Source organism: Ensifer sp. 22521 (assembly GCF_052044795.1).
Classification (GTDB): Bacteria; Pseudomonadota; Alphaproteobacteria; order Rhizobiales; family Rhizobiaceae; genus Ensifer.
Genome location: NZ_JBQENM010000008.1, coordinates 326215 through 340775, shown reverse-complemented (window position 1 = coordinate 340775; position 14561 = coordinate 326215). Strand labels below are relative to the sequence as shown.

The following is a 14561-nucleotide window of genomic DNA, read 5'->3' as shown; positions in this document are numbered from 1 at the left end:
CGCCAGCCTTGCTGGTTCCCGACAATGCCAAGGTAGCGATCATCAAGGCCTGCCACTTCGATCCCCAGGTCAACCGGACGTATTGCGGGATGGCAGCCCATTATGGCAGCGCCGTCTTGCCAACGCGGCCGCGACGCCCGCGTGACAAAGCGAAAGTGGAAGCTGCGGTTCGTATCGTCGAACGCTGGCTATTGGGCCGGCTGCGCCATCGCATCTTCTATAGCTTGGCCGAGGTCAATGCGGCGATCGGCGAATTGCTTCATGATCTCAATGACAAACGAGTCCTGCGCCGCGTTGGCGTCACGCGCCGTCAACTGTTCGAAGAGCTTGATCGTCCGGTTTTGCGACCACTGCCTGTCGAACGCTATGTCTTTGCCGAATGGCGTATACGACGTGCCGGGCTGGATTATCACGTCGAGATCGAGCGGCACTATTATTCCGTTCCCTATCGCTTCGCCCGCGAGCAGGTTGAGGCTCGTATCACCGCCAATACGATCGAGATCTTCCACAAGGGCGAGCGTATTGCCGCCCATCGCCGCTCCAGCGGCAACGGGAAGCACACGACGATCCCCGATCATATGCCCTCGGCGCATCGCCGTTTTGCCGACTGGACGATCGAACGCATTCAACGCGAAGCCTCCGCCATGGGACCGGATGTCGCGCTGTTGTGCGAGCGCATCCTTGCCGACAGGCCACATCCCGAGCAGGGCTTTCGAGCTTGCCTCGGGATCATCCGCCTCAGCAAGAGCTTTGGCCGCGACAGGGTCAATGCCGCTTGCGGGCGGGCGCTGGAGATCGGGGCCCGGACCTATGGCTCGGTGCGCTCCATCCTCGACAATCACCTTGACCGAACGGCTGCCTCAAATGGAGCGGCGTCGCATGAACCGATCCATCACGCCAACATCCGCGGCCCCCGCTATTACCACTAAGGAGAACGAAAGATGCTTGCTCATCCAACACTAGATAAATTGAATGCCATGGGCCTGTCCGGCATGGCAAAGGCCTTTGGCGAACTCGTTGCCAACGGCGAAGCCGAACATCTCTCGCACGCCGAATGGCTCGGACTGCTGCTCGAACGGGAATGGAGCTCCCGTTACGATCGCAAGCTTGCGGCACGTCTCAGGTTTGCCAAGCTTCGCCACCAGGCGACCCCGGAAGATGTCGATTATCGCGCCGAACGCAGCCTCGACCGTGCTCTCTTCATGAAACTGCTCGGTGGCGACTGGATCAACGCTCATGACAATCTGGCCATTTGCGGACCCTCGGGTGTCGGAAAGAGTTGGTTGGCTTGCGCTCTCGGTCACAAGGCTTGCCGAGACGATCGCTCAGTTCTCTATCAGCGTGTCCCAAGGCTGTTTGCCCAGCTTGCGCTCGCGCGTGGTGACGGCCGGTATGCCCGGCTGCAACGGACCTTGGGCCACGTTCAGCTCCTGATACTGGATGATTGGGGGCTCGAACCGCTCAATGAACAGGCCCGTCACGATTTGCTGGAAATCCTCGAAGATCGCTACGGCCGTCGGTCGACGATCATTACCAGCCAACTTCCCGTATCCGCCTGGCACGGTGTCATCGGCGACCCAACCTATGCCGATGCCATACTCGACAGGTTGGTCCACAATGCCCACCGCATCGAATTGAGCGGCGATAGTCTGCGCCGAAACCTACCCCGCAAAGCTTGACACCTAGCCTAATTGAACTGACAACAATCATCGCCCGCAGACCTCCCTAGACAGGGGGCGAGATCATCCCGGAAACTGGGAGCGCAATCATCTCGGAACGAAGGGGCGGCTTCATCGGAATCGGCACAAGCGGTGTAAGAACCAGCCGATTTCCGTCGGGTGATCGTTCGTCACCGGCTTGTGGGCGTAGCTGCCAAGGCTGGCCTTGTCGAAGACCTGATCGGCGGAGCGGTAGACCTTCACAGACTGCATTTCCGGCTTGCCGACCTCACGGCCAGTATAAAGCTGGATGCCAGTACGAGCGGTGCGGACGTCCGCAACTAGGTAGCCGTCGGCGGTCCGTCGCGTGCCCGCGATCGGCGCAGTGTCTGTGAATTTCATGAGTAGTACCTCAGAAGAAAAACGATCTGCGGCGATGGCGGTCCGACACACCGTCAACGAAAGCAGCGAGATCAGACCATGGTCCGATACTAAAATTTCAGCGCTGGGCTAGGTTTTGGACCCGCACAACAGTCGAAGGAGTTTTGTCGTGACAAAGGTTCTGGTTGCCGCGATGGCGCTGGTAATGGTTGGTTTCTGGGGTTCTGTCGGCGTTCTTATTTACTCGCTGCTTGCGTCTTAGTTAGTAGCGGAGCCGTCGTCTCTCCCCTATAGTTCCTCCCGGCAATGGAGGTTGCCTACGGAGGATTGTATGAGCGACACCACGTTTGGGTTTCTGTTGGCGGCCGAGTTGTCGGCCTTACTCTGGGCCGCAATTTTCATGGTGATATTCTCGGCCTCTTGATGAGCCTATCGGGTTCATCGCTCCTGAATTGACTGTGCGACTGCTGCGGCCGCAAGCTCGTCCTCGGAGGGCTCCTGCTCGCTCAGCTTGCCATGTTCCTCGATCGCCGCGTCCAGGCCGGGTAGCGACCCATCTTCGACGAGCGCATTGACCAGAGCGTCGGACACAGCCTCACGAGGGATAATTTCCTGTCCCGGCGAAGTGCCCACCAACTGGCGCGCGGCGTCGGCCTTCGTCTTGAAGACGTCAGCCTTTTCCTTCTCCGACATGCCCCAGAGCGGTGCCCACTCGTAGTAGATACCCGGGTCGCGCGAGCCGGTCCCGCTGCGGATGATGCACTCGTCGAGGCGCATCATTGCCGGTGTCATCTCGACCTCCTGCATGGCCTGCAGGTGATCGTAGTAGTTGCGCAGGTCGCTTTCACCAGTGGCGTTCATGCCGGCAGGCGATTGGCCGAGCAAGCGGGTTGCCGGGATGTCGGCCGCGCCTGATACCAGCTGCATGAACGACATAAGCACGTCTGGCAGCGTGGCGAAGCTCGCCGTCTTCTGTTCGAACTCCTCTTCCTTGTCGAGGAGGAGGTCGCCGTTGATGCCTTTGGCCGTGACCGCCAGTGTGTAGCGTTCAAGGATCTTGGCGCGGTACCGCTCATCCCCCACGTTCTGCATGAAGTCGGGGATGCGGATGACATTGACCTTGGCCTCGAAAACGAGGCTAGCAATGTTCGCCGCGGTCCCGTCTGCCTGCTTGATGGCCTCGACGACCGACAGAAGGACGCTATCACCCCAGCCAGGGAAAGCAGTGGTGATAATCTCTTCGTCCGGCTGCGCGGCACCATTGAAGATGACCAGGCGCGACGGATGAATATCGACCTGCCGGCCGCCGGACGAGCTCACCTGATAGAGCATTGGCTTGCCATACCATTCGGAGGCCGGATCGCGGTCGATCTCGCCGGCTGTCAGGCTACGCCGCGACATGACTGTGAGGTACTTCAGCCCGCCTTTGCCAACACGCTCCACGTCGAGTGGCTCGGTCAGGTTCTGGTCACCGGTACCGATGACAACGGCCGCGCCGCCCCAGAGCCGAGCCTTGATCTTGGCTTCGAGGATCTTGCCCTTGACGTTGAGGCGCTTCTCCTCGGCCTCGATAAGCTCGATCTGCTGCTTCTTCGCCTGCCAATCACGCCAGGCGCGCACGCTGTCGAATGCCGGGATGTCGACGATCTTCCGCGGTAGCCATGCGCCACGGTAGGCGTTGAGCAACTCCTCGTCCGAAAGCATCGGCATCGAGTAGAAGGTCGACGCCGCCTTATCTCGGCTGGTGCCGATGTTCGCAACCATGTTCGTCAGGCTGTCGCGGACGAAAGCGATGATGTGAGCGGTTACGTGACAGCAGGTACCAGAACTGCTTTGCACTGAAGTGCGTGAGCTCGTCGAAGCAGATCAGCGGGATCTGCGAGCCCTGCCAGTTCGATACCGTCTTGTCGTGCTCGAGGTGGGCAAAGCTGACGGACGCCCCAGATGGGAACGTCCACGATAGGTCCGGCGCCACCTTCGGCTTTGCGTTCAAGCTGGGATAGAGCTTCTCGCTCTCGTCCCAGAGGCCGCCCTCGTTTCGTACCTGCACCAGCGTGCGCCGAAAGAACACGGCGCCGAACTGTGGGTTCGCGACATGGCGCAGCGGCTCCATGAGCAGAGCCCATGTCTTGCCGCCACCTGCCGACCCGCCGTAGATGGCAATATCCGCCGGCGAGCCAAGGAATTGTGTCTGCGGGCCAGCCTGCGGCCGGATGATTGTCTGGGCGCCCTGCCCTTGCTCAACCCCTGCCATTATCGGGCAACTGGAAGATCGTCACCGGAGAGACCGGCGTCGGAAGATCCTTGCCGTCCTTGCCTGTGATCTCGCGTCGGTTCGTATAGGCGCCGCCGACTTCTTCCGCCGCCTGCTTCAGCAACGATGATGCTAGCACCATGTTGCCCTGGGTTTCTGCCTTGTCTGCCATGCGCTGAAGAGCGCGGAGACGAACGGCGCGATGGCTGATCGCGATCGAGGCGGTGTCCTCAAGGAAGGTCTTGCGGGTCTCTTCGAAGAGCATACGAAACCGCTGCGAGAGCTTCTGCCCTGCGCGCTTGGTCGGATCGTAGGCCTCTACCGCCTGCGAACTGATGACGACGTCAAACTCGGCCTTGACTGCCTTCGCTACGACAGCTGGACTGTCGAAACACGCGAGAGCCTGCACTACGTACGTCTTTACCTGGTCGGAGTACTTTGGATTGGCCATTGAACTGTAAAGGCTCCATCAAGGCTCGCATAGGAGGCACCTTTGGAAGACGCAGAGATCGAACGACGCGCCAAACAACTCTGGACCAAAGAAAACCCAGGGCGGCCATGGCTGCCCGTCGCGCAGCGTGTCGAGCTAGGGCAGGATTTGTCGGCTGGCGCGTCAGAGGAGGACAGGAAGCGCTACATGGAGCGGGTTCGTAACGGCGAGTAGTTCAAGCCACCCTAAGCTGGCAGGTGCCGCATGCATGCGCGATCTGCACTCTGGCGATCTCGGGTTTCTGGTTGGCCGCATCGACCATGGCGCGGACGCCAGCGGCATCTGCCCCGTAGCGTCTGACCACACCGACGAATTCCTCGACATCGTGTCCACGGATGACGAACACCGGGCGGCCAGTCGAGCGGCTGAACTTGGGCGCGCCGAAAGCATCGACGTCCTGGGCGGCGTGATAGAGCTCGTGCTCGACCAGCGCCATGAACTCCCCCACACTCTCGGCAGTAGTTAGCGTCCAGCGTGATGATGAAATCCGGGACGTGGCCGAACCACAGCTTGACCTGCATCTCTGCCCGAGCGCGTGACCACTTGCCCATCGTGCCCTGCGGCGATCCTGTCTCGCACTGGCCGATTACGCGGCGGCCCTTCTTGCTGTTGCCGACTGTGGTCCAGAGGAAGCCAATGTCGGCGAAGCGTAGGTGCGCATGGTCTGGATTGTGGACCGGTGAGCCCGCATCGATGAAGGTCTCGCGCACCCAATCAGGCATATCCGCGGCGGGGGCAAAGGCTGGCGAACTAATGTCGTCGAACATCGACGCTGGCGGTTGTGGGCGCATCAATCACCACTTGCCTCAGCGCTACCGCTGAGCAAACTTGTTTTGCCTGGTGCTATAGCACTGATGCAGCAACCGTGGAGGAGAATGAAATGTGGCTTGAACTTACCAGCGAAGACGGACAACCGATATTCGTCAATATGGACAACGCCACGGACTTCTATGACGGCATGGGGGATGCCCACAGAGCCATTATTCAACTCGCTATCGACGGCGGCCGCGTCGTGTACGTCAAGGAACGAGCCCGCGACATCATGAATATGATTGTAGAGGAACAGCGTCGTCTTGCGGGCCTGCCCCAAACTGTACGCTGATGTCGCAACCTCTACCCTCTCCTGAGGGCACAAGTTGAGACATCGGGGAAGCATTCTGAATGCCTGGAACAACGAAACGGCGGGATAAACTCCGAGAGATTTGTGAGCGTCTTCTCGCCGGAGGACGGCTCCACAAAATCCTCATTGTGATCGGCATGTTATCATTAGGGCCTGGGGCGCTTTATGGGGTTATCCATGCGCTCGTTACCGGCGAGGCCCGCAGGCGTGGGGCCGTCACATTGACCGCCAACGAAGACCCTTTCGAATTCTACGCCCTGATGCTGGTTGGTGGCGTGGGCGCTACCCTTGGTACCCTTGTGGCTGCTGGCTTACTGGTAGTGGTGCTGAAAGGGCGCGCGTCACGAACCGGTTCGTCGTCAGGGCCAAAACAACAGGACTGACGCGGCGATAAAGACAAGCGAAAGCAACGCAAATCCTATTCTGTTTTCGCCGGCCGATACCTTCCACCGGTTTGTTTCAGGATCTCGTAGTTCCCACTTAATCACGATAAAGGCTGCGAGAAGGAGCAGGATCCCAAACAGATACCCCCTCACCAAGCGTGTTCCTCCGCCAACGGTCCTTGGTGTATCTCTACCCTGACGGGATCACGACTACCATGCAGAAGTTGGGCCATAGGTCCGGCTCCCTATTCAGGCATGCGGGATCACCGCCGGGCGCGCCTCTGGTTGCCGTGATATAATTTGCAAGTCGTCGCATGTATGCGTCTATGAGGAGCCGAGCATGAGCCGTAATACCGCCCTGGGAATCCTTGCTGCTGCTGTGTTGATTGTCCTCGCGATCCTCTTCCTCATGCCATGGAAGGACGGGAGCGCGGAAAGGGCAACACCGCCCACTACCACGGCTGAGCCAACGACATCTCAACCGTCGACTACCCAACCCTCAACTACGACGCCCGCTCAATAGAGCCCATAAGCGCCTTCAACCCAGTAGATCTATGGGCTTCGGCTTTCGCGGCGAAGGCGCCCACCCTGCGTCATAGACGGCGGTCCTTGTGTGGTCGCGATTTCCAGGGGCACAACTTGCATTTGTTGCGACGTTGAGTGAACGTTCTGCCTGGGGGAAATCTCGAGGGGCAACTGTGAAAAACACGTTGACTGCTACATTACTAATAGCTGGGGCGCTCTCGCTTTGTAGCGCGAACGCGATCGCCGCGAAGAACGGCATTTTTGTCTATGGCTGCACTTCTGACGGGAAACCCGCGCGCATGCGCGTGGTTGCTCCACTCAAGGACAAGGGCGCCGTCGAGGCAGGATTTCGCAACATGATACGGCAGAAAACCTCAGATTGGTTTCTTGCACAGAAGAAGACTATCGTCCTGACAGAATTCGAGCAAGCCCTCGAAGTCATGATGCAATCAAGCGGCGGTAAGCTCCCAACGCAAAACCCTTCTGCTGTTGCGAGATCTGTTGAGATTGGCAAGCGCGCAGCCTCCCTGAAACTCTATTGCGGCACCTAACATGGTGCTGGAAGCGACCGAAGTTTCCGCGCTCCCCGCTTCTCCGGGAGACGGGCGAGGCTCTCTGGCGCCGTAACTCGTTGCGGAGACAGGATTCGAACCTGCGACCTCGTGGTTATGAGCCACGCGAGCTACCGGGCTGCTCTACTCCGACTTGACCGGAATTACCTCAGTTGGGGCAGCTTTTGTGCGCTTGAAATAGCTACGAACAGCGAACAAGTTGCGGCAGCCATCTGCCTCACCACCTGTGATCCCGCGCGGCGCTCCGGCGAGCGTGGTATAATCCCAACTTGCTACAGAGCTTCGAACTTTGTTGACCAGTCAGGCCGTCTGGCGGGAAGAGCCCACGTGACGACGTCGCTCTCGTATGTGCAAATTGGTACCGGCCATGTTGGGTCGAAAGAACTTCCATGAACCTGATCATCGCTCTTCAGCAGGGCTGCCGGTCAGTATTCTACTGCTCACGATCTTCGGTATATCGGCCTATCTATGGGTCGAGGGATCTTTACTCGATGGAAAGCGCGTTGCATCCAAGGTCTACCTGCCCGTCCCGCAAACGCAGGATCGTTGAGGAGAAGATCAGAATTTCGGCAATACGCACCTATGGCGGGAGGCGGTGACGTCCTCCCTAAGGCCCGGCGAGTAATCCCTCTAATCGAGGTCCGCAATCAGAACAGCCTGCAAATCACCAATGGTTGCAGGTACTCTAAGCGACTTTGTCGATTAGTTCAAGCGGCAGATCGACGTGGACGAGACCGCCGAGGTACTCGACCACAGCTTTGATCGTGTTGCGGCCGGTGACGTCGAGGACGGTGGCGAGCATGCCGCCGACAAGGCGGTGTTCTGGCGCGATCCGGACGGCGGAATCCTTCGGAAACTCTTGCTGCAGTTGCTTGCGGCTACGCTTCTTCCGGGCATCGCGCTCGCGCTGCAGTGCGGACCCTGCCATCTCCTCGGCCTGGCGGATGCTCGCGACTTCGAAGTCCGAGATACGGAGCGGGTAGCCGGCAACGCCGAGGATCGCCGTCACACCGTCAACGCGTGACAGGCGGTAGAAGTCCCCTGTCGGCAGATACACGAACGAGTAGCCGACGATCATGGCGAAGCGGCGCTCGATCAGTTCCTTGGTCCGGTGGTGTTTGATGTCCTTCCGGAATGACGGCATGTAGATTTCGATGTCCGCGTCACGGAGGTTCCGCTCGATGATGAACTCGCCCTTTCGGTCCTCGGTCTCGCCAATCCGCGGCGTTGCCGGACGCTGGGTTCCGGGTCGGGTCTTGATTGCGTACCAGCTCATAGCGCCGCTTCCTTTTCTGCTCTGATGCGATGTTGGCTTTCGAGGGACTGCCTGTTCTTGCGCCGCACCCAGTTCTTTGCTTCGTCGTCGCCTTCCGCTGCCTCGACCCTACGGATGGCGTGCAGTATCGACGTGTGGTCGCGGTGCAGGACTAACCCAATCTGCTGAAGCGACAGGCCGCGCTGGCGAAGCTCCAAAATGATGCGGTTCCGCTGGGTCGTGACCGTGCGTTTCCTGGACGGGCCGAGCATCACATCCGGCGAGATCCTCAATTCGAGGCTGCGCATCCGCACGTAATCGGTCGGTGTGAGGTGCGGGCTCTGCTGGAGCCGGTAGGCCCGGAAGGCCCAGACGTGGTCGTCGGCCGGCGCGCGCGGCTTCGGCTTCGGGACATAGACCTTCCGCGGCTTCGGCTTGCCGATCAGCTTGCGACGACGGAAAAGGACCGCGGCGCGATAGACCGGCTCGCTGATCGCGATGTCTTGCGGGAGCTCAAGCAGCATGGCTTGCCTCGTCGTCGGCGCGCACCTCGGCGACCTCGGCCTCGATCTTGCGCCGGAATGCCATCTGCTCGGCTCCAACTTCCCACCAGTCGGGCAGTTCTTGGATCTTGGCCCAGTATTCGGCCTTCTCTGGCGACATTGGCTCGTGAACGACGATGCCCCGTTCTTTGGCCTTGGCCTCCTCGTGGTCCTGGCGGAACTGGGCCAGCCGGGCGCGAACGCGGGCCATCACCTCCGGCGAGCGGTCGACCTCCGGAGCGACGCCCTTCATCGCCGAGGCGATCTCGCGCTTGCGGGCCAGATCCTCGCGGGCCGCCCTCGCCTCCTGCTTCGCCAGCGCGGCGAGGATCGGCGGCTTCGGGATCATGCCGAGCAAGATATCCGGGTTGCCGGCGTAGTCGCCCTTAATGAGCTTCTGGGTCGCGATCGTCAGACCGCAACTCGGCACGCCGTCGAGGGCGTAACCGTAGATCACGTCAAACTTCTGGGGGTCGATACCCTGGGGCAGGCTCATGCCAGCGCTCTGCATGACGCCGAGGCTGCGAACGATGGCATCAGCGCGAGCCGGTGCCAGTCGCTCGGTGAGCGTGGTAATCTCCCGGTTCAAGGTCGAAAGCTGGGCCGGTGCTGGCAAATTCGTCATGGCCTGGATTCCCGTTCAGTTTCTGCTGGATGGCTTCTCGAAACTCCCGCTGATGGCGGGCATTCTCGGTTTCTCGCGGGGGCTTGGTATCGCTTCCCGCAGCGCATGCTGGCCTGGCGCGCCGCTGGCTACTGCCTCCGCGAACTCTTCGGCGACGTGCTCGGCGGTATCCGCGACGAGTTCGAGGTCCACGAGATCGACGAAGTCGAGACAATGCGGGATATCACGCCAGAGAAGCCGGCTCTACCGCCGAAGCCTCCGGCACCTCCTGCCCCACCAGCCAAGGCGGCCGAACCGGTCGAAGCCGCTCCGGTCACCGAGCCGACCGAGCCAGAATTCAACCTTGGAGACTTCCTCGAGCAGATCGAAACCGGCCTCGCCGGCGCCAAGGACGACACCGACGTCGCCGAGATCTGGAACGACTTCGACGCGCCGGCCGTGCTCGAAACGAACGGCCACGCCGACATGATCGATACGGCCTTCGCTATCCGTGATCGTCGGCTCGCTCAACTCGCACCGTTGAACGGAGGCTGATCATGGGTCGGGCGCTTCTGGTTTTGGCGAACGAAACGTTCCGCCGCAAGGCAATCGACTGGATCATGCGTGCGCCAGTCGACACGCGCGTCGAGTTCAAGGGACCGAAGCGCACGACGCCGCAGAACGATCGCATGTGGGCGATGCTCACCGACCTGTCGTTGCAGCTTGCCTGGCACGGCCAGCAACTCACCCCAGAGGACTGGAAGCTCGTCATGCTCGACGCGCTGCGCCGCGAGAAACACGACCAGCTTCGCCTCGTGCCGAACACCGACGGGACCGGCTTTGTCCCGCTCGGCACTTCTTCATCCGACCTATCCAAGGAAGAGATGACCGATCTGATCGAGATCATCTTCGCGTTTGGAGCCCGTCACCACGTCGTTTGGTCCGAACCGAAATCGAAGGCAGCAGCATGAGCTACGATGATTTCCACTCCGGCCGGACGATCAAGGCCACTCGTAAAGTACATGCTTGCGAGCAGTGCGGCCGCAAGATCGAAACCGGGATGCCGGCATATTACGCCGCCGGCAAGTACGACGGCCATTTCTACACTCAGCACGAGCACATTGAATGTCGAGCAGCCGGCATGGCCTACGCCGAAACAACCGGCCTCTGGGGCGAGGAATTCACGTGGTTCCAGCATGCCGACCACGATATGCGCGCTGACTTCGGGCCCTGGCTCCTCGAACATCACCAGCTCGTCGCCGAGCGCCTGAACATCGAGCCCGACGAGGTGGAAGCATGAAAGCCCTCCTCCGCTCCCTCCGCACCTGGTGGTTCCTAAGAACGATCGACCGCCGGCTCTACCAGGCACACCCGAAGCTTCGCGAGCGCCATGCAGCCATCAAGGCCGCGCGCCGCGCCCACAAGCCGACGAAGCAAATCATCAACGAGCAGCAGCAGGACATGCTGCGCCTTCTCCGGGAGAACATGTGATGGCTTGGAAAAGACGCAGCACGAGCACGTCGGTCGACGTCGATCTCGAAGATTTCGACACCGAGCAACTGCTCCAAGGCCTGATCGACGGCAAGGTGATCAGCGAGGCCGAAGCAGAAATGCTCTCGAAACGCTCGTCAGTCCACGCCGGCCAACTTGAGTTCTCAGGCGCCGTCGCGGACGAACTCACAATCGCTCGCCAGTACCTTCACCGGGGCAACCGCGAAGAGGCGATCATCCATCTTGAGCGGTTCCTTGGCCGTGAGTGGATCGGAGCGCTTCACTGATGCCGATCCGCTCCGACCGAATGAAGCTCTACCCGGGCGGCGGCACGCACTCTAAGGAATGGAAGGCATTTCGCGCCTTCCTGATCGAGCGCGCCGGCAACGCTTGCGAGGGCACGCCTCAGCACCCGGATTGCCGTGCCGCCAACGGCCAGCCTCACCCAGTGACCGGCAGCAAGGTCGTGCTGACGATCGCACACATGGACCACAACGAGAGTCACGCCGACCCGGAGCGCTGCAGAGCGCTTTGCCAGCGCTGTCACCTGAAATGGGACGCGAAGCACCACGCGGCAAACGCCCGCATCACCCGCCGACGCAAGGCTCCCCAGATCGACATGGAGGATTACATCGATGCGCAGCGTGCCTGAATGGGTAGCGAAGCATGACGACCAGAAGGTCCCCAACCGCGTGCGTCAGCGCGTCTTCGACCGCGAGGGCGGCATCTGCCATCTGACTGGCGAGAAGATCGACCCGGTGCGCGACGAGTGGGATCTCGACCACAAGGTCGCTCTGATCCTCGGCGGCGAGCACCGCGAGACCAACCTATTCCCGGCCAAGCGCGAGCCTCACCGCCGAAAGACGGCGGTCGAGATGAAGGTCAAATCCAAAATAGCGCGGACCCGCAAGAAGCACCTGGGCATCGCCAAAGCGAAATCCAGCCTGTCCCACCCGCGTTTCAAGCGCTGCATGGACGGCACGGTCGTTGACCGCAGAACGGGAGAAGTCATTCGATGAGCCTGCCGTACGAAAACTCGACGTCCGGTCGATCGGCAATGGACGATATCCGCAAGACCATCCAGGCGTTCGGCTGCTCGAAATTCGCGCCCATGGAGGACTTTGCCGAGGGCAAGGTCATAATCCAGTTCGAATACCGCGGGCGGACGGTGCAGGTAGAGGCCAGCGCAAAAGGGTATGCCACAGCCTGGCTACGCGTGAACCCATGGACCAACCGGATGCGCCGAACGCAGAAGGAGCACGAGAAACGTGCGCTCGAGCAAGGGCAAATCGCTGTCTGGTCCATCTTGCGCGACTGGATCAAAGGGCAGCTGACCGCAGTGGAAACCGGCATCCTATCATTTGAGGCCGCCTTCCTCGGTTAGATCATGCTGTCGACTGGCGAGACCGTCATCGAGCGCGTCACGTCACAAGGTCTTCTCTCTGCACCGAAGGAGGCACCATGACCGGATTCGGCTTCATCGCATCCCTCCTCCTCCTCTGGGCCTGGCTTGAGCCGGAGAAGGTTGGCCGCTGGCTCGCTCGCGTGAAATCTGGCGCGACCCGCCAAGAACAAGGAGCCGAAGAATGACGGCGAGAGCAGCAATCAAGGCCGCCGACCTGAAGCGCATGGCCGATGTCGCCAAGTCGAAGGGCGTCACTGTTTGGATCGAGGTCAACGGCCAACGCGTCGGGGTTTCACCAGATATCCAAGATACCTCCAAGCCTGCTACGGTTGACCTGAAACCTGATGACTTCACATCATTATTACGCCTGGCGCGGCGGACCGAAGATGGAGGCCGAGCCGAACACCGAAGCGTTCGCTGCAGAGCTACTGAAGCACCGCGCCGAGAGCGCCCCTGCAGAGGTGAAGACGCTTGACGACCTGATAGACACCTTCCAGAAGAGCCCTGCATTCTCCGCGCTGGCAGAGAAGACCCAGGACGCCCACAAGCATTCGTTCAAGGAAATCCGCAAGGAATGGCCGAAGCTGCCGCTCAAGCTCACACAGCAGCGCGGTATGAAGGCGATGATCCGCAAATGGCATCACACCTTTTCCGCCAACCCGCGGAAGGCCGACCAGATGCTGTTTTCCCTCTCGCGCGTCTACACGTTCGGGATCGACGAGGAGACGATCGAGAAGAACCCCTGCACCGGCATCGCCCGCCTCTACACCGGATCACGTAAGGAAAGCGTCTGGACGCCCGAGTTGATCGCGCTGTTCCGGGCCAAGACCAAGGCTCATATGCTCCTTGCCTTTGAAATGGCGATCCACACCGGGCAACGTCAGGGCGATCTTCTATCCCTCACGTGGAAGCAATACGACGGCACCCACCTGTCGTTTCAGCAGGGGAAGACGAAAAAAAGAGTTCGGGTGAAAGTTCACAGCAAGCTCAAGGCGATGATCGACGCCCTGCCGAAGGACAAGATTCGAATCATGAACAACTCGCGCGGCCGGCCATGGACGAAGGACGGCTTCAAAACGTCGTGGGCGAAAGAGTGTGCCAGGCTGAACAAGGAGAGCGATAGTGTCCAGATTGAGGGGGTGACGTTTCACGACCTACGCGGCACGTTCATCACCGAACGGCGGCGGGAAGGATCGACGACAGAACAGATCGCGTCGATCACTGGGCACTCGATTGCAGAGGTGGGAAGAGTGCTTGAGAAGCACTATCTGGCCACGGATCAGCAGACCAGCGATGCCGTCATTCTGCGGATGGAAAAGAACATCACGTGAATGATTTTTGTAAACGGCTATGGGAAAGCTGTAAACGGGGTCTAGTAGAACCTCAAAAACACCCGTTAAGTGCTTGATTTTTTTGGCGACCCCTGCAGGATTCGAACCTGCGACAACCTGCTTAGAAGGCAGGTGCTCTATCCAACTGAGCTAAGGGGCCGTCCCGGGCTTTGCCCGTCGAATGCGACCGGAGGACTTAGTGGGTCCAGGGCTGCATCCGGTTGAAACGGAAGTTGTCCGGATATGACACGCTCTTTCGCGTCGCTTCCTTCGGCGCGATCACGCGGTATTCGATGCCGTTGCGCTCCGCATAAGCGATGGCCTGCTCGGCGTTTTCGAAGGTCAGCCGCAGTTGCTGTTTCATGTCGCCGGAGCTGGTGTAGCCCATGATCGGGTCGATCGTGCGCGGCTTTTCCTGATCAAACTCCAGCACCCACAGATTCGTCTTGGCCTTGCCAGACTGCATGGCGGTCTTTGCTGGACGATAGATCTTTGCGGACATGGTTTCGAACGGCTCCATACTTTCGATGGCAACATTCACGGGCGCCAA

22 protein-coding genes, 2 tRNA genes and 2 pseudogenes are annotated in these 14561 nt (G+C 60.1%); 15 read left to right on the top strand and 11 right to left on the bottom strand.

Features of this window, described 5'->3' with window-relative positions; all coding sequences use genetic code 11:
• Positions 1-929: Mu transposase domain-containing protein (locus ACTJKE_RS15065; protein WP_440691931.1), on the top strand; the 929-nt coding region annotated here is incomplete at its 5' end.
• A gap of 12 nt (positions 930-941) precedes the next feature.
• On the top strand, positions 942-1679 hold the full coding sequence (istB, locus tag ACTJKE_RS15060; RefSeq protein WP_014330260.1) for an IS21-like element helper ATPase IstB: 738 nt from the start codon (positions 942-944) through the stop codon (positions 1677-1679).
• Between the two features lie 150 nt (positions 1680-1829).
• Here istB and ACTJKE_RS15055 read toward each other — a convergent pair.
• The 4 genes and pseudogenes from ACTJKE_RS15055 to ACTJKE_RS15040 form a co-directional block, all read right to left on the bottom strand.
• A pseudogene (locus ACTJKE_RS15055) lies at positions 1830-2060 on the bottom strand (DUF2213 domain-containing protein); the annotation flags it as partial.
• A 417-nt stretch (positions 2061-2477) separates the two neighbouring features.
• A complete protein-coding gene (locus tag ACTJKE_RS15050) occupies positions 2478-3803 on the bottom strand; it encodes a DUF1073 domain-containing protein (protein WP_440639769.1) in 1326 nt (441 codons plus the stop codon).
• On the bottom strand, positions 3772-4293 hold the full coding sequence (locus ACTJKE_RS15045) for a terminase large subunit domain-containing protein (protein WP_440639771.1): 522 nt from the start codon (positions 4291-4293) through the stop codon (positions 3772-3774). Before ACTJKE_RS15045 ends, ACTJKE_RS15050 begins: the two co-directional genes overlap by 32 nt.
• Positions 4280-4744, bottom strand: coding sequence for a DUF2280 domain-containing protein (locus ACTJKE_RS15040; RefSeq protein ID WP_058328159.1), 465 nt, complete (start codon positions 4742-4744; stop codon positions 4280-4282). Before ACTJKE_RS15040 ends, ACTJKE_RS15045 begins: the two co-directional genes overlap by 14 nt.
• A gap of 42 nt (positions 4745-4786) precedes the next feature.
• Here ACTJKE_RS15040 and ACTJKE_RS15035 point away from each other — a divergent pair, with 42 nt between their 5' ends.
• Positions 4787-4957 carry a hypothetical protein gene (locus ACTJKE_RS15035; protein ID WP_156436911.1) on the top strand — a complete coding sequence of 57 codons (171 nt, stop codon included), beginning with the start codon at positions 4787-4789 and terminating at the stop codon, positions 4955-4957.
• A 1-nt stretch (position 4958) separates the two neighbouring features.
• Here ACTJKE_RS15035 and ACTJKE_RS15030 read toward each other — a convergent pair.
• Positions 4959-5574 (bottom strand): annotated as a pseudogene (locus tag ACTJKE_RS15030) (putative metallopeptidase).
• Positions 5575-5663: 89 nt separating this feature from the next.
• Here ACTJKE_RS15030 and ACTJKE_RS15025 point away from each other — a divergent pair.
• Both ACTJKE_RS15025 and ACTJKE_RS15020 read left to right on the top strand, forming a co-directional pair.
• On the top strand, positions 5664-5885 hold the full coding sequence (locus ACTJKE_RS15025; protein WP_058328158.1) for a hypothetical protein: 222 nt from the start codon (positions 5664-5666) through the stop codon (positions 5883-5885).
• A 1099-nt stretch (positions 5886-6984) separates the two neighbouring features.
• On the top strand, positions 6985-7362 hold the full coding sequence (locus tag ACTJKE_RS15020) for a hypothetical protein (RefSeq protein ID WP_156436910.1): 378 nt from the start codon (positions 6985-6987) through the stop codon (positions 7360-7362).
• Positions 7363-7443: 81 nt separating this feature from the next.
• On the opposite strand, the gene ACTJKE_RS15015 is transcribed toward ACTJKE_RS15020, so the two are convergent.
• The 4 genes from ACTJKE_RS15015 to ACTJKE_RS15000 all read right to left on the bottom strand — a co-directional run bounded on the left by ACTJKE_RS15015 (position 7444) and on the right by ACTJKE_RS15000 (position 9805).
• Positions 7444-7516: transfer RNA gene (locus tag ACTJKE_RS15015), tRNA-Met, on the bottom strand.
• 552 nt (positions 7517-8068) lie between these two features.
• Positions 8069-8659, bottom strand: coding sequence for a transcription termination/antitermination protein NusG (gene nusG, locus ACTJKE_RS15010; RefSeq protein WP_058328155.1), 591 nt, complete (start codon positions 8657-8659; stop codon positions 8069-8071).
• Positions 8656-9162, bottom strand: a complete 507-nt coding sequence (locus ACTJKE_RS15005; RefSeq protein ID WP_058328154.1) for a helix-turn-helix domain-containing protein — start codon at positions 9160-9162, stop codon at positions 8656-8658. Before ACTJKE_RS15005 ends, nusG begins: the two co-directional genes overlap by 4 nt.
• Entirely contained in the window at positions 9152-9805 is a 654-nt protein-coding gene (locus tag ACTJKE_RS15000) for a hypothetical protein (RefSeq protein WP_440639779.1), read from the bottom strand. The genes ACTJKE_RS15005 and ACTJKE_RS15000 overlap by 11 nt, the downstream gene beginning before the upstream one ends.
• Before the next feature lie 105 nt (positions 9806-9910).
• Here ACTJKE_RS15000 and ACTJKE_RS14995 point away from each other — a divergent pair, with 105 nt between their 5' ends.
• From ACTJKE_RS14995 to ACTJKE_RS14950, 10 genes are all read left to right on the top strand, one after another.
• The gene (locus tag ACTJKE_RS14995) at positions 9911-10339 is read left to right on the top strand and encodes a hypothetical protein (protein ID WP_440639781.1); all 429 of its coding nucleotides are present in this window, start codon (positions 9911-9913) and stop codon (positions 10337-10339) included.
• A gap of 2 nt (positions 10340-10341) precedes the next feature.
• Entirely contained in the window at positions 10342-10755 is a 414-nt protein-coding gene (locus ACTJKE_RS14990; RefSeq protein WP_440639783.1) for a recombination protein NinB, read from the top strand.
• A complete protein-coding gene (locus ACTJKE_RS14985; protein WP_440639785.1) occupies positions 10752-11084 on the top strand; it encodes a hypothetical protein in 333 nt (110 codons plus the stop codon). The genes ACTJKE_RS14990 and ACTJKE_RS14985 overlap by 4 nt, the downstream gene beginning before the upstream one ends.
• Positions 11081-11275, top strand: coding sequence for a hypothetical protein (locus ACTJKE_RS14980; protein ID WP_440639787.1), 195 nt, complete (start codon positions 11081-11083; stop codon positions 11273-11275). The genes ACTJKE_RS14985 and ACTJKE_RS14980 overlap by 4 nt, the downstream gene beginning before the upstream one ends.
• On the top strand, positions 11275-11562 hold the full coding sequence (locus tag ACTJKE_RS14975) for a hypothetical protein (RefSeq protein ID WP_440639789.1): 288 nt from the start codon (positions 11275-11277) through the stop codon (positions 11560-11562). The genes ACTJKE_RS14980 and ACTJKE_RS14975 overlap by 1 nt, the downstream gene beginning before the upstream one ends.
• Complete coding sequence (locus ACTJKE_RS14970; protein WP_440691930.1) at positions 11562-11927, top strand: hypothetical protein; 366 nt, start codon at positions 11562-11564, stop codon at positions 11925-11927. The genes ACTJKE_RS14975 and ACTJKE_RS14970 overlap by 1 nt, the downstream gene beginning before the upstream one ends.
• Entirely contained in the window at positions 11911-12294 is a 384-nt protein-coding gene (locus ACTJKE_RS14965; RefSeq protein WP_440691929.1) for an HNH endonuclease, read from the top strand. Before ACTJKE_RS14970 ends, ACTJKE_RS14965 begins: the two co-directional genes overlap by 17 nt.
• A complete protein-coding gene (locus ACTJKE_RS14960) occupies positions 12291-12659 on the top strand; it encodes a hypothetical protein (RefSeq protein ID WP_440636850.1) in 369 nt (122 codons plus the stop codon). The genes ACTJKE_RS14965 and ACTJKE_RS14960 overlap by 4 nt, the downstream gene beginning before the upstream one ends.
• Positions 12660-12736: 77 nt before the next feature.
• On the top strand, positions 12737-12865 hold the full coding sequence (locus ACTJKE_RS14955; protein WP_440636852.1) for a hypothetical protein: 129 nt from the start codon (positions 12737-12739) through the stop codon (positions 12863-12865).
• A 201-nt stretch (positions 12866-13066) separates the two neighbouring features.
• Entirely contained in the window at positions 13067-14011 is a 945-nt protein-coding gene (locus ACTJKE_RS14950) for a tyrosine-type recombinase/integrase (RefSeq protein ID WP_440691928.1), read from the top strand.
• Between the two features lie 83 nt (positions 14012-14094).
• On the opposite strand, the gene ACTJKE_RS14945 is transcribed toward ACTJKE_RS14950, so the two are convergent.
• Together ACTJKE_RS14945 and ACTJKE_RS14940 are read right to left on the bottom strand one after the other, a co-directional pair.
• A tRNA-Arg gene (locus ACTJKE_RS14945) sits at positions 14095-14171 on the bottom strand.
• 36 nt (positions 14172-14207) lie between these two features.
• Positions 14208-14513, bottom strand: coding sequence for an ETC complex I subunit (locus ACTJKE_RS14940; RefSeq protein ID WP_034791376.1), 306 nt, complete (start codon positions 14511-14513; stop codon positions 14208-14210).
• Between the last annotated feature and the right edge of the window lie 48 nt (positions 14514-14561).

Coding starts and splice junctions, on each gene's coding strand:
- ACTJKE_RS15045 (WP_440639771.1), bottom strand. CDS start 4,293: ATGGCAGGGGTTGAGCAAGGGCAGGGCGCCCAGACAATCATCCGGCCG.
- nusG (WP_058328155.1), bottom strand. CDS start 8,659: ATGAGCTGGTACGCAATCAAGACCCGACCCGGAACCCAGCGTCCGGCA.
- ACTJKE_RS14955 (WP_440636852.1), top strand. CDS start 12,737: ATGACCGGATTCGGCTTCATCGCATCCCTCCTCCTCCTCTGGGCCTGG.
- istB (WP_014330260.1), top strand. CDS start 942: ATGCTTGCTCATCCAACACTAGATAAATTGAATGCCATGGGCCTGTCC.
- ACTJKE_RS14965 (WP_440691929.1), top strand. CDS start 11,911: ATGCGCAGCGTGCCTGAATGGGTAGCGAAGCATGACGACCAGAAGGTC.
- ACTJKE_RS14975 (WP_440639789.1), top strand. CDS start 11,275: ATGGCTTGGAAAAGACGCAGCACGAGCACGTCGGTCGACGTCGATCTC.
- ACTJKE_RS15005 (WP_058328154.1), bottom strand. CDS start 9,162: ATGCTGCTTGAGCTCCCGCAAGACATCGCGATCAGCGAGCCGGTCTAT.
- ACTJKE_RS15025 (WP_058328158.1), top strand. CDS start 5,664: ATGTGGCTTGAACTTACCAGCGAAGACGGACAACCGATATTCGTCAAT.
- ACTJKE_RS14990 (WP_440639783.1), top strand. CDS start 10,342: ATGGGTCGGGCGCTTCTGGTTTTGGCGAACGAAACGTTCCGCCGCAAG.
- ACTJKE_RS14995 (WP_440639781.1), top strand. CDS start 9,911: ATGCTGGCCTGGCGCGCCGCTGGCTACTGCCTCCGCGAACTCTTCGGC.
- ACTJKE_RS14950 (WP_440691928.1), top strand. CDS start 13,067: ATGGAGGCCGAGCCGAACACCGAAGCGTTCGCTGCAGAGCTACTGAAG.
- ACTJKE_RS14985 (WP_440639785.1), top strand. CDS start 10,752: ATGAGCTACGATGATTTCCACTCCGGCCGGACGATCAAGGCCACTCGT.
- ACTJKE_RS14940 (WP_034791376.1), bottom strand. CDS start 14,513: ATGTCCGCAAAGATCTATCGTCCAGCAAAGACCGCCATGCAGTCTGGC.
- ACTJKE_RS15000 (WP_440639779.1), bottom strand. CDS start 9,805: ATGACGAATTTGCCAGCACCGGCCCAGCTTTCGACCTTGAACCGGGAG.
- ACTJKE_RS14980 (WP_440639787.1), top strand. CDS start 11,081: ATGAAAGCCCTCCTCCGCTCCCTCCGCACCTGGTGGTTCCTAAGAACG.
- ACTJKE_RS14970 (WP_440691930.1), top strand. CDS start 11,562: ATGCCGATCCGCTCCGACCGAATGAAGCTCTACCCGGGCGGCGGCACG.
- ACTJKE_RS14960 (WP_440636850.1), top strand. CDS start 12,291: ATGAGCCTGCCGTACGAAAACTCGACGTCCGGTCGATCGGCAATGGAC.
- ACTJKE_RS15040 (WP_058328159.1), bottom strand. CDS start 4,744: ATGGCCAATCCAAAGTACTCCGACCAGGTAAAGACGTACGTAGTGCAG.
- ACTJKE_RS15050 (WP_440639769.1), bottom strand. CDS start 3,803: ATGGTTGCGAACATCGGCACCAGCCGAGATAAGGCGGCGTCGACCTTC.